8 protein-coding genes and 1 pseudogene are annotated in these 13154 nt (G+C 60.3%); 2 read left to right on the top strand and 7 right to left on the bottom strand.

The window, feature by feature from the left end; genetic code table 11:
• Positions 1 to 26: 26 nt before the first annotated feature.
• The 4 genes and pseudogenes from C489_RS19645 to C489_RS19660 all read right to left on the bottom strand — a co-directional run.
• Positions 27 to 302 (bottom strand): annotated as a pseudogene (locus tag C489_RS19645) (ABC transporter ATP-binding protein); the annotation flags it as partial.
• A 14-nt stretch (positions 303 to 316) separates the two neighbouring features.
• Entirely contained in the window at positions 317 to 1237 is a 921-nt protein-coding gene (locus tag C489_RS19650; protein ID WP_006433137.1) for an ABC transporter ATP-binding protein, read from the bottom strand.
• A complete protein-coding gene (locus tag C489_RS19655) occupies positions 1238 to 2368 on the bottom strand; it encodes a FecCD family ABC transporter permease (protein WP_006433138.1) in 1131 nt (376 codons plus the stop codon). It abuts the gene before it with no gap.
• Positions 2369 to 2657: 289 nt separating this feature from the next.
• Positions 2658 to 3653 carry a sister chromatid cohesion protein PDS5 gene (locus C489_RS19660; RefSeq protein WP_006433139.1) on the bottom strand — a complete coding sequence of 332 codons (996 nt, stop codon included), beginning with the start codon at positions 3651 to 3653 and terminating at the stop codon, positions 2658 to 2660.
• 979 nt (positions 3654 to 4632) lie between these two features.
• Here C489_RS19660 and C489_RS19665 point away from each other — a divergent pair.
• Entirely contained in the window at positions 4633 to 6060 is a 1428-nt protein-coding gene (locus tag C489_RS19665; protein ID WP_006433140.1) for an orc1/cdc6 family replication initiation protein, read from the top strand.
• 628 nt (positions 6061 to 6688) lie between these two features.
• Here the strand turns inward: C489_RS19665 and C489_RS19670 are convergent.
• Positions 6689 to 7339, bottom strand: coding sequence for an HAD family hydrolase (locus tag C489_RS19670; protein ID WP_006433141.1), 651 nt, complete (start codon positions 7337 to 7339; stop codon positions 6689 to 6691).
• A gap of 129 nt (positions 7340 to 7468) precedes the next feature.
• On the opposite strand from C489_RS19670, the gene C489_RS19675 reads away from it, so the two are divergent.
• Positions 7469 to 8251 (top strand): helix-turn-helix transcriptional regulator, encoded by a 783-nt coding sequence (locus tag C489_RS19675; RefSeq protein WP_006433143.1) that lies wholly within the window; start codon positions 7469 to 7471, stop codon positions 8249 to 8251.
• 19 nt (positions 8252 to 8270) lie between these two features.
• Here the strand turns inward: C489_RS19675 and C489_RS19680 are convergent, their stop codons facing one another.
• Both C489_RS19680 and C489_RS19685 read right to left on the bottom strand, forming a co-directional pair.
• Positions 8271 to 9530: an orc1/cdc6 family replication initiation protein gene (locus tag C489_RS19680; RefSeq protein ID WP_006433144.1), complete on the bottom strand. Its 1260-nt coding sequence runs from the start codon at positions 9528 to 9530 to the stop codon at positions 8271 to 8273.
• A 936-nt stretch (positions 9531 to 10466) separates the two neighbouring features.
• A complete protein-coding gene (locus tag C489_RS19685; protein WP_006433145.1) occupies positions 10467 to 12161 on the bottom strand; it encodes a thiamine pyrophosphate-binding protein in 1695 nt (564 codons plus the stop codon).
• Between the last annotated feature and the right edge of the window lie 993 nt (positions 12162 to 13154).

Raw genomic sequence — 13154 nt, forward strand, 5'->3', positions numbered from 1 at the left:
CGCTCCGATTATTAGGCGGGCCTAAATCAAGAGCGGTCGCCGACTACCTCTTGAGCGGTGGCCTCGAGAAACGATTCGGGGGCGGCATCAATTTCACCGGCTTGGACGCCCCAGAGCGTCGCGTACAGCTCGTCCGCTGCGAGCAAGTCGTCGTGAGTGCCGTGCTCGACGATCCGCCCGTCCTCGAGGACGAGGATCGTGTCCGCATCCTTGATCGTCGAGAGTCGGTGGGCGATGGCCACCGTCGTCCGCTCGGTGGTCAGTTCCTCGAGCGAGCGCGAGGCATCGAGTTCCGTCTCGAGCCCCTTCTGCTCGGTCATTCTGTAGCCTCCGTGCCATCGTGTCGCCGGCTCTCCGCGTCATCGCGATCCGGTTCATTACCGTCGTTGCGGGCGCGGAGCGGATCGATCCGCGGTCCGCGCTCGGTCAGTTCGACATCGGCGTCGATCCGGAACACCGCCTCGAGCAGCGATTCGGTAACAACCTCCGAAGGTGCCCCTCGAGCCCGTATTTCGCCGTCCTCGAGGACGATCATGTGATCGGCGAGCCGCGCCGCCTGTTCGATGTCGTGGAGCACGACGACGACCGTAATGTCGCTTTCCTCGCGCAGCCGTTTGATGATCTCGATGACCGTGAGCTGATGGTGGAGATCGAGGAACGTCGTCGGTTCGTCGAGCAAGAGCACGTCGGTTTCCTGGGCCAGCACCATCGCGATCCACGCGAGTTGTTTCTGGCCACCGCTGAGGCTGCCGACCTCGCGCCCGCGGAGGTGCCCACAGCCCGCAAGGGAGATCGCACGCTCGACCGCCTCGCGATCCGCGTCGGAGATCGACTCGAAAAAGCCACGGTAGGGATAGCGGCCGTGATAGACGAGATCCTCCACGGTGATACTGCTCGGCGACGTGCTCTCTTGGGAGAGCAGGCCGAGCTTCCGGGCGAGGGCCTTCGTCCCCATCGACTGGACGTCGTCGCCACCGAGCAGTACCGACCCGCCCTCGGGCGCGAGCTGGTTGGCAAGTCCCTTCAACAGCGTGCTCTTCCCCGATCCGTTCGGGCCGACGAGCGCGGTGACCGCACCCGGTTCGGCCGCGATGGATTCGCCGCCGATTATCGGGTCGTCCGAACTCGAGTACTGCAACACGAGTTCCGAACCGGAGAGCGTACTCGCTGCCGCGTCGGTGACGGCTGTGTCTTCCGGTTCGGTCGACCGATCCGGGTCCGTGACAGGGGCACCCATTCAGATCTCACCCATATTCTCCTGTTTTCGCATGAGATAGAGGAAGTACGGCCCACCGAGGAGGCCGGTAACGATGCCGACGGGGATCTGTGTGGGGCTCAACGCGAGTCGCGCCCCTACGTCGGCACCGACCATCAACGCCGGCCCGACGAAGAGACAGCCGATGATCAGCTTCTTCGAGTCGCTCCCGACGAGGTTTCGCACCATGTGCGGGACGATGAGCCCGACGAAGCCGACGATACCCGCGACGGCGATGCTCGCCGCCGCCGCGAGGACCGCGACCCCAGAGAGTGCAAAACGAACCTTCTCGATCGACATGCCCAGCGACTTCGCCGTCTGCTCGCCCAACAGCATGACGTTCATCTGCCTCGAGCCGGCGACGGAGAGCAACACGACCACGAACGACCACGGAAGCACGAGACGGACCTGCTCCCAGTCGGTCCCGGTAAGTGACCCGGTCGTCCACGCGATCGCCGACTGGACGACGCCGATGTCGTCCGCGAAGAAAAACAGCGCCGTCTGCAGCGAGCCGAAGACCGTGCCGACGATGACGCCGGCGAGTACCAGTCGAACCGGTGACGTTCCGTTCTTCCACGCGATGACGTAGACGATGAGAAAGGCGCCGGCACCCCCGAGGGCGGCGATCAGCGGGAGGAAAGCGGTCAGACTCCCGAATACGACGAGCGTCAGCAAAATCATCAACCCTGCGCCGGAGGAGACGCCGAGAATGAACGGGCTCGCGAGTTCGTTCCGCGTCACCGCCTGGAAAATCGCCCCCGAGACGCCGAGGTTCATCCCGACGAGGGCCGCGACGAACACCCGGGGGAGACGAATGTTCCAGACGATGAGGCTCTCGGTGCTCATCTCCGGCATCGTTTCTCCTAGGAGGAACGCGTCCCATGCCTGCGGATTGAACACGACGTTGGGATTGAACACCGCGGCCCACGCCTGAGCGAACGTCATCGAATACGCCCCGTAACTCACCTGGATGAGCCCGCCGGCGAACACGATCGCGAGGCTGCCGAGGACAACCGTGATGAGATTCGGATCGAAGAGCCACCCGAATCGTGACTCCTTTGCCGACGACGGAGCCGTCGGATCCGGCCCGACGGTCGACTTTCGCTTACTCATGACGGACCACGCCGATAGGTTCGATCCAATCGCGGTCTCTCGTCCCGCTGACCGGTCCGGTAGATCGCTTGGTCTCGTTTCCGAGTAGGCCCCCGCGCCGTGTCCGCGACACGCCATCGATGACAGCGTCACTATCCGACCGACATTCACGGTTTCCGATAGATTCGATCGCCCCGGTTTCGCCTCGCATACTGGTTTAGGGCCACCTAAAATACAAAACCGTTCCGATTTAGGCCCACCTAATCCCACTGGTGGTCAGGACGAGTCACCACACCGACGTGTCGCTGGCTCAGTACGGAACGCCACATCGCGGACACATCGGAACGCTCGCTTCGGGGAGCACGAGTCCGCAGTTCGGACACTCGTCGCCGTCCGGCGCGGTTATTTCCGCGACGAGCTCATCGGTTCGGTCGCGGATGGCCGGAATCGATCCGACCGTCTCAGGAACGTTATCTGCGGGGTCGTCCCGACCGGTCGCAAAGCGAACTCGAGCGGTGAGGAACTGCTCGGGATCGTCGTCGACGGCCGCGGTCACGTCCGGAATCGACACGTCCGCATCCGCTCGCTCTAGCACACCGAGCGCCTCAACTGCCCGTCCGCGCACGTAAGGGTTCTCGTCGTCCAGTCGATCACGCAGTGTACCGACGCTCTCGGATAGCGCATCGGGGTGCGTACAGCCGATCACGACGAGCGCGGTACAGAGGTGATAGCGGACGAGTTCGTTGGGATCGTCGAGCGACTCGGTCAGGGTTCCGACGTGGTGGCGGAGCCGATTTTGATCGCCCAGCGCCACGAACTCGAGCGCTTTCGCGAGCTTCTCTCTGACCTCGGGCTCATCGAACGACAAACCGATTCGCAGGTCGGCCAGCACCTCGGGCGTGGCGGCCGTCTCCGGGTGCTCCAACGCGACGTAGCCCAGCGCCTCCGCCGATCGAGCGCGCACGAAATAGAACTCGTCGTCGTCAGCCAACCGGGCCGCGAGCGAGGGAACGACCGACGAGACGCCGTCCGGATCGGCTGCCGCGATTTCGACGAACAGTTTCGCGGTCGTCAGACGGACCGATCGTTCCTCGTCGGTCAGAAACGACGTTACCGTCTCGAGGATCGGCTCGAGCGTGCTCGGCTGTGTTTCGGCGATCTTCGTTACCGTTTGAAGCGCCGCTTTCCGCGTCTCCATATCGTGGGTTTCGACTCGCTCGAGGTGCGTGACAGCCTCCTCGAAGGCGGCGCTGTCGAGGGCGGCCTCGAGCCGGTCGACGGATGACGGCTGTGGTGAATCGTCCATAGTCGTCGGCGCGTATCGGGAGAGTGGACCCCGGCGAACAATAAAATCCACTGGATGTCCGGACGGCACGGGAGGGAGTGTGACGGCTCCAACGAGCGGATCGGTTCGGTTCCGCCGAATGCGGATCGCCAGACGTGACTCGTCGTCTCACTGTCCCCGACATCGGTTCGACGCGATTCGAGAAGGCGTAGATCGCCGATCCGGGCACCCCTCTATCGAAGTGTACGTGAGAGTTGATCACTCGCACCTCGAGGAAGGGAGCAGGGACGGATTCGGTGCGCATCACTCGCGTTCGATGTCCCCGTTCCCGAGCGGACACCCCTCTATCGATGTGTCTCGGCATCCCTGCACGCTCGAGGAATGATCGATCTTCGACAGTTCGAACGTCGGACAGCGCGAGTAGCCCACAACACAGACACCCCTCTATCGATGTGTTTGTCCCGTCAAACAGGAGGGGGTATTGCTGATCGGGAAAACGCGAGAAGAGTGAGAACTCGAGGGATTACGGGAGGAAATCTATCGAGGGGCCAGTTACAAGGATCACACGGACTGGTTTCTTCTTTCTTCTTCTAGCTTTCTAGACGACACACTCACACACCCCTCTATCGATGTGTTCGATGTGTTTCGACCCGGACGGGGTTCGTTGGTTTGAGGTCGTCGTATCCGCCGGCATACGTGGAGCGGTAGTACAGCTATAGATCTCCTTTTCAGTACTTCTCTGTGCTGAATCCGTCTCGTTTCGATCGAACGCCGATTCACACGTCCCGAGACGCTCTCACTCGAGTGAGAGGAAACACATCGATAGAGGGGTGTCTGTCCCGGTGATCCGACTCTCGAACACATCGTCGGCCGTCAACACCTCCTCGACGGTATTCTCCCTCCGCCGAGTCGGAATAGTGCATTCGGTCCGCTCAATCGAACAAATACACATCGATAGAGGTGGGTAACACTTTTCTATCTTCCCCGTATGGGTCACCGCATGGATGACTTCGAGGACCCTCGAGACGAGGCGGGGACATCGAAGGATGACACGACGGAGCAGGCTGACTCCTCGTCTGATTCTCCGATCCCCGAGCCGACCTCCTCATCGACCGATTCGGCAACAGCGGGCGAGTCGCAGTCGATCGAGGACATGCTCCTCGAGTTCGACCAACAGGAGGGACTCATTCGCGATCGATCGCTTCTCGACCCGAATCACATCGTCTCCGAGGACCGGATCGTCGGTCGGGACGAACAGTTACAAGAAGTAACCAAGATGCTCCGCGTCGCTCTGGGAGACAACCGACCGCCCAACCTCTTTCTCTACGGTCCGTCCGGAACCGGAAAATCGCTGATCACGAAAGCCGTCTGCAAGAATATCAGCAAAATCTGTGAGACGCGAGACATTCGGTTCGGGACGATCGAGGTCAACTGCCAAGATCTCGATACCCTCGGCGTCGCCGTCTACGAACTCGCGAGTCGCGCGGCGGACGAAGCGGCCGTCGAGGTACAGGTCCCGAAACACGGCGTCGCGACCAAAGAGAAGTGGGACGAACTCTATCGCATCGTCAACGAAAACTTCGATTCCGCGGTGTTCGTCCTCGACGAACTCGATATGCTCGTCGGCCGACGGGACAAACAGGAGCCCGCGTTCTCCCGACTGCTCTACCAGCTCTCTCGAGCCGGCGCGAACAACGACCTCACTGCTCACGTCTCCGTCGTCGCGATTTCGAACGACACGAAAATGATGGAGTCCGTGGGGAGCCGCGCCCTGAGTTCCTTTACCCCCGAAGACGTCCACTTCGATGACTACAACGCGAACCAGCTCCAGTCGATCCTCCGTCGCCGGCGAGACGCCTTCTATGATGATGTTCTCGACGAGGACGTTATCCCGCTGGCGGCGGCCTTCGCGGCGCAGACCCACGGTGACGCTCGGAAGGCAATCGATCTCGTCCGAGTCGCCGGTGAGCTCGCGGAACGAGAGGGCGACGAACGCGTTCGCGAGGAACACGTTCGCGAAGCACAGGACAAAGTCGAGAAGAACCGAGTCCTCGAGGTCGTCCGCGGTATCAGCACGCAGAAGAAGCTCTGTCTCTACGCGACGGCGGCCGTCGCGTCGGAGGCCGACAACGAATCCGCTCGCAGCACGACCGGCTACCGCGTGTACCAATTTCTCACGGACGCGATCGACGCCGAGCAGTATCACCAAGAGACCTACGTCAACAAGATGAAAGAGATGACGACGTACTCGCTCGTCGACTTCGAACGGCGGAGCCACGGCCCGAGTTCGGGGATGTTCCTCGAGTTCCAGTTCGGTGAACGCCCCGAAACGATCCTCGAAACGCTGCGCGAGGACTCGCGTCTCGAGATGGTCTCGGAAAACGAAGTCTCGAGCGTCGTTAACGCGCAGGTTCGAAACGAAACCTGACGTTCCGACGCGACGGACCCCGTTATCGATGTGTTTTTCCGTGTTTGTCGTTGATTTCGACTAACTCGGCGAGAGCAATCGCGATTCCCGGACCTCCGCCACACACCGTTATCGATGTGTGATCTGCGTTTAGATGGCCCATATACCACGAAATCTGCATTCTGATTTTGTCCTCAGTTTTGTGATTACACCTCAGCCACCAACGATTCGTGGAATCTTCCGTGGCTTCCCGACTTTTCAATAACTGAGAAACCAGACACACCTCTATCGAAGTGTTTCGTACTCCAGCCACAGCCCGGAATTGTTACGAGAAAAATGAAAGAAGAACGGCGGACGAAGTGGTGTTATTCCCGAACGCATCCACAGTCACACAGCTAGTATCCGTACTGTGGTGAGTTATTTCAGAAGCGTCTATCGACTTGTAGTCAGACAGACAAAATCGGAAGTCGAAAGGAGGCGAGCAGAGAAACGATGTCGGTTCGCTACTGGTAGTGATTTCCAGTAGACCTGGCAAAATAACGGTTAGAACCAACCCAAATCCGGTTTTACTCCGGACATGCTGGTGTGGGAACAGCGGTTTTGACCTGTGTAACCGGTCCTCATGATGTGCACTGAATTCCATCTGCGTTTAGAGTAGATCGTGGAGTTGCCAGAGCGAGGATACCTCGTACGTCGGCGCAATGTCGGCCCCGTTCTCGACCCGGCGTTCGCGTCGTAGCAGTGCGGAGTCGATGCCGGCATTGTCGGCCGCTTTGACGTCGATCTTCCGGTCCCCGACATACAACGCGCTCTCGGAACCGAGCGTCTCCATTGCGGCCTCGACGTTGTGGGGGTTGGGCTTCCGGCGCTTGAGGTCCGACGGCGTAAACCGACAGCCCTGCACCGTCTCGAAACAGTTGCTCAGGTCGAACCGTCGCAGGAGAAACGAGAGCACGTGCGGGTGGTTATCGCTGACGACGCCCATCGGGTAGTTCAGGTTCTGAACGGCGACGACATCGTCATACGTTGAGCGGAGCCCCGACCGGATTTCGGCTACTTGTGCCCGGACTCCCTCGCGAGCGGCCTCGGTACAGAAGGTCTCGCGCTCGATTCCGGCCGACCGGCAGCGCTCAGTGATGGATGAGAGGTTGCCCCGGAAGAAGTCCTCGACCACCTGTTCGGGCGGGGCGGACAGTCCGAGCCGTTGCTGCACGCGGCGCATCGCCTCCGTCATGGCCACCTTGTCGGGCAGTTCCACGATGACACCGTCACAGTCGAACAGTACCGCGTCGTAGCTCATTGTGAACGGAGAATATTTCGTCAGGTGGATAACGCTATTCCGTGGGAGACGCTCGAGGGGTGAGCGCCGTTCACGGGGTGAACGCGGCGTATCGAAACGCCGAAGTGTCACACCGATTTCATCTGAGTTATGGATAGTCCTGGCGAGGCCACCCTGGAGCGACTCGAGTTCCTGATCGCGTCGCCGAATCGGTACCGACTACTGCGGTCGCTCTCGGAGAGAGCAGCGTCGCCGGACGCGCTCGGCGAGGAGCTCGACCTGCCTCGGTCGACGCTCCGACGAAATCTCACCGCCCTCGAGAAGCAGGGGTACATCTCCCACGTCGTCACGGAGAATCGATACGAGATCACCGTCGCGGGCGAAATCGCGTTCGAAGCGGTCAGAGACGCGCTCTCGGCAGTCGAACTCGGGGCATCACTCGGCCCCTTCTTCGAGCGGTTCCCGGCTGAGCTCCCCATTAGCTCGGATGCACTGACGTCGTGTGACATAACCGTATCGACGACGGATACTCCGTTTGAGCCACTCTACCACGTTCGCCGGAGTGTGGTAGACGCGACCCGTGTCAGCGGATTCGTACCGACCATCAACCCGCTCTACATCGAGACGCTTCACGAGTGCATCACCGAGGACCTGACGCTCGATGTCGTCGCACCGCCAACCGGGTACGAATCCGCGAGTCCTGACTACGACGAGACGCTCGCCGCGATTGACGCGTCCGAAAACGTAACGCTCTACGAATCGAGTGCGGTGCCGGAGTACGCGCTCGGTATCGTCGACGAGACGGTCCTTATCGGGGCGTTCGACGAACGAATGCGTACCCATTCAGTGCTCGCAGCGCCGTCGCAATCGGAGCTCCTGCAGTGGGCAACGGAGACGTACGACGAGATCAAGGACACCGCCACACTGCGCTAAGGGTCCCAACGGAGCCGAATTACTGAAATTGAGCGAGTGACGTGTTCTCGTCGGTCACGTCCTCGTCGAGGAGATGCTCCTGAATGGAGTCGTGAATACCGACGTCGTCGAGGACCTCGTCGAGTGCCGAAAGGATGAGTTCGATGTCCATATCGAGGGTATACTCGCGATACGTTCCCCCACGCCGACCCTCGTTTCGTTCGGTGACCGAGACGAGTCCGAGCATGGCCAGTTCCGCCAGATGATCGCGCATCCGGCGCGGAACAAGCGGGTCCCGCCCGGCTCGCTGTGCGAAGTTGGTGTACCGGGGCCGGACGTCTCGTGAGCGGACCGGGGTCTCGTCCTGGAGATGCAGCGTGAGCAGGGAGTACAACACGAGATGACCGTGCTGGGTAAGCCCGCTGATGCCCTCCTCGATCCGACCGCGTTCCAGGTCGTGACGACCCGCCTCGACGTGGGTTTCGGCGACGGTGGTCGTCTCGGCTTCTTCTCGAGCGAGATCGCCGGCTTTCATCAGGAGGTCGATCGACTGGCGGGCATCGCCGGCGTCTTTCGCCCCGTAGGCGGCACACAGCGGAATCACTGCATCGTCGAGGACGTCGTCGTGAAACGCGACCGCCGCCCGCTGCTCGAGGATTTTCTGTAGATCGCTCGCGTCGTACGCGGGGAAATGGATCTCCTGTTCACAGAGCGAACTCTTTACCTTCGGGGAGAGGTCGTCGCGAAACGAGAAATCGTTCGAGATACCGATAATCCCGATTTTCGCGTCGGAGAGGTTGTTGTTCGCACGCGCTCGCGGAAGCTGATAGAGGATCGAGTCGTCTTCGACGTGGTCGACTTCGTCCAGGACGATGAGATTGGTCCCGCCGAGATCGTCGAGATCGTCCCAGAGCATCTCGTAGACCGTCGCTCGCGGGTAGCCAGTCGTACTGATCTGATTCGTTTCGTCCCGGAGTTCGTTGACCAGACGCGTCGCGATTTGGTACGAGGACGTGAGGCCGTCGCAGTTGAGGAACGTGAGCCGGAGATCAATATCGTCGTACTCGCTGGCGTCTTCCTCGAGGTGGGAAAGCAGATATCTGGTTGCAGCGGTCTTTCCGACGCCGGTCTTGCCGTAGAGAAAGACGTTGTTCGGCTGTTCGCCGTTGATCACGGGCTGGAGCGCGGCCTGATACATCTGGATTTCTTCGTCACGACCGACGAGTTGTGCCGGTTGATAATCCTCCCGCAGCGCGTCGCGATTTCTGTAGATTTCGGTGTCTCGTTCGAACAGGCTCATTCGGACTGTCTCTGGCAGTGTGTCTCTCGGCATGGTTTATAAAACCACACTGTCCGGAGTGTCCGCAGTTCTTTGCACTTATATCAAACCGCGGGACACACCCACCCCACTATGTCCGCAGTAATTGTGCTCCGAGGGTGGGGATGGTCTCAGATGGCTATCTAGACTACAGAAGTTTTAATACAATCCACTGAGAGCTAGTCCAAATGGCAACTGTAGTTGATATTTCAGATTAGTAAATATCTGAAATATACGCTCCCAGATCAGGCACCCCCCGTTCGTTCGGCAGAACAGCGGACACGGTGGGGTGGGTGTGTCGACTCTCGTACTCGAGTTAGCAGTGTGACCGCAACTCTCGTCTCTCACCATTGTTTTCTCCCTATACTACCCGATTGACTGGTCTTCTCGAACTGCGTATTCCGATACCATCGGTGCCGACTGCGTTCTTCCACACCATGCTGTCCGCTGCTCTCGGTTCGGTTCCATCTCTTCGGGATCGCGGATACCGCCGCTCCTTCCCGCCGAGTTTCTCCTCTCTACAGCCCTGAGATCGCCCAGTCTTCCACACGGAACAGCGGACATTGTGGTGTCCGTGCTTTGGTCCGGCCTCTCTCGAGTTCCGTTCTCCCAGTCCAACCACACACCACCATGTCCGCAGTTCTCGACCGAACTATCAGTATAACAACGGACATGGTGGTGTGGTGTCGACAGAATCGATATTCGTAGCCCTTCTGAACTGCTCATCAATTGCCGCCACTCGCATTCGTAGTCCTCAAATTCGAGCCATCGTGCTGGTTTTACGAGTTAGGCTAACTAGTTAGCCTACCTGGATAGACTATTACCATTCTTGGTCGCCTCGGACGGTGTTCCCACCCCAATTTAGCAATCGGACGAAAGTGGCGACTGAAAGAAAACCGGGCTATTAGTCCTCGCAGCTCAAAACTCCACACTCGAGTCGTACTCGGCAACGGTGGCGGCCGTCGGCTCGTCCGGATCGACGCGAACGTCGATCAGCTCCGGCCCGTCGGCTCGTGCCAGTGCAGCATCGACTGCGCTCTCGAGTTCCGCGAGCGTTCGTACCGTCTCGCCCCGACAGCCAAAGCCTTCCGCGATGGCGGCGAACTCGGGAGACGACCAGTCGAACCGGTGTCCTTCCGCATACTGATCGATTTCTGGCGACTTACTGATGATTCCGTAGTCCTGATTGTTGAAGAGGATCGTGACCACGTCTAGGTCGTACGCCGCCGCCGTGTGCAGTTCCTGCAAGCACATCATCGCCCCGCCGTCGCCGGTCAACGCGACGACCGGCCGATCCGGCGCGGCGAGTTTCGCGCCGATCGCAGCCGGCAGTCCGACGCCCATTCCCGCCCACGATCCGGCAGTAACGTACGTCTGGGGTTCGTACGTCTCGAAGGTCTGCTTTGCCCAGAGCCGGAAGCCGCCGATATCGGTCGTCACAACGGTCTCCCGCGGCAAGACATCGCGAAGCGTCCGGAGCGCGCCGGCCGTCGCGATCGGCGTCTCGTCCTCGAGCAAACCGCGGGCATGGAGTTGATCATCGTACTCCGCACGAACGCGGTCGCCGATGGACGCCCCGTCCCATGCGGTGTCGGGACGCGACGCGGAACGGAGTCCCGCCCGGAGCCGATCGACCGCGCTGGCGACGTCCGCGACGATCGCGATATCGGCGTCGTAGGCGATATCGATGCGACTCGTCTCGAGGGTCACGTGGACGAGTTTCTCGCCCATCGGCAGCGACCAGTCGGCGGTCGTCACGCCGTCGAACCGGGTCCCGAGCGCGAGCACGACGTCCGCGGTCTCGAGGGTCTTCGTCGCCCCCGACGGGAGGTGACTGCCCGTGACACCGAGCCAGCGCGGATCGTCCTCGGGGAAGACCCCTTTTCCTTTGTAGGACGCGACGACCGGCGCGTTCAGCGTCTCGACGAGGGCCCGAATCGAGTCCGGATCTCCCGATCGGCGGGCACCGACGCCGAGGTAGACGACCGGTCGCTCCGCGTCGGCGAGCAGTTGCTTTGCGTCTTCGTACTCGGCGTCGCCGTCGAAGCGACTCGTCTGTGGATCGATCGTTACGGCTGGCGAGCGGAACTCCGCCTCGAGGAGGGACTTCGGAACGCCGAGGCGGACCGGTCCGCGCGGAGGCGTGAGCGCGGTTTCGATCCCCGATTGGATCGCCTGCTGGAATTCGACCGGCCGCTCGATCGAGATGTTCTCCTTGACGACGGTGTCGTACGTCTCGGGTTCGATTTCGTGGATCGGCCCCTTCCCGCGGTCGGCCGGATCGGCGTCGGCGGCGACGTGGATCAGCGGGACGCGGTCGTCGAGCGCGTTCTTCAGCCCGTGCATCGCGTTCGTGTCGCCGGGGCCGGGGACGGTAAGCGTCGCGGCGACAGTGCCGCTGGTCTCGTAGTGTCCCCACGCGATGTGCGGGATCGCAGTCTCGTGGCGGGCCATCACGTATCTGATGTCGCTCCGCTGCTCGACGGTACGATCTAACGGGAGCGTCTGCGTTCCGGGGAGCCCGACGAGGAGGTCGACCCCGGCGTCGACGAGGGCGTCGTACAACTGTTCACTGCCGGGTTGGGCCGTCGAACCGCCATTTGTTGTAGGCATCGCTCTTGGGTTCGACCAACGCGACACAAACCAATAAATACCACCGGTCACTCTCGTTTCACCGCTTGGATTTTCACGACCGACTCCGATAGACGCCGCTAATCGTATTGACTGGTTCTGACTGGTTTCGCCGCATTTCCGACTGCTGCCATCCAGTTTGTCACGGAGTTCACCGACGAGCGACGAACTCTTGGAACTAACGCGTTTGCCTATCGGGAACGAGAAGAAACAACTTTCCGAGTCAAATACCGCATCGGTCGATTCCGACATCGACCGCCTCGAGACAATCTCATCGTCTGATTGGAAATCAGTTGGTGCCGCCACCGGCCGTCAGCGATATCTCGAACCGGCTGTCAGCGACTGCCGAGAGATACTGGAATACTTGTCCAACGGCTTTCCCCAGTCAATCAGTAGCATTCACCTGGTGCTTGTTTTCTAATGCGGGCCCACTCCTCGATTCTCGCTATGCGAACGTTTACAGGCATATGGTTGTAATCTACATTCGCGAATTCGATCACTCGAGAGTAGATTTCCAGGCAGATAGTACCTGTATTATACCGGTCAAAATAGATGCACACCAGTACCGCCATCTTCTGCCGCCAATGGCCACTCTAACGGAATATTCCCGACAGGGGAACTGACTACAGTTCGCTATCGTCTTCGATCGTTCGATCGGCGGTACCGTTGGCGAACTCGCTAGTCGGTTCCGCCACTGAGTACTATCTCGGTAGGCGTTCATTGCGCGGTATCGCCCGTTCTCCGTCGCTGTTCCTCTGAGAGCCGTGTTTTCAGACAACGTACTCCGTCGACTCGAGTCGCTTCCGTACTCGGTGTCTCCGATTCTGTTCCCCACAGACAAACTCATTCGGTGGACCAGCCCAGTGGCCGCTGATCACGTGTTCTGTCCGAGTTCGTGATTTCGGGACACTGCCCCGTACTCGATCGGACCAGAACCCCCTTCGAAAAACGTTCTCGCGGAAGTGCTATCCGCGC

The sequence above is a fragment of the Natrinema versiforme JCM 10478 genome, from assembly GCF_000337195.1.
In the GTDB taxonomy this organism is placed as follows: Archaea; Halobacteriota; Halobacteria; order Halobacteriales; family Natrialbaceae; genus Natrinema; species Natrinema versiforme.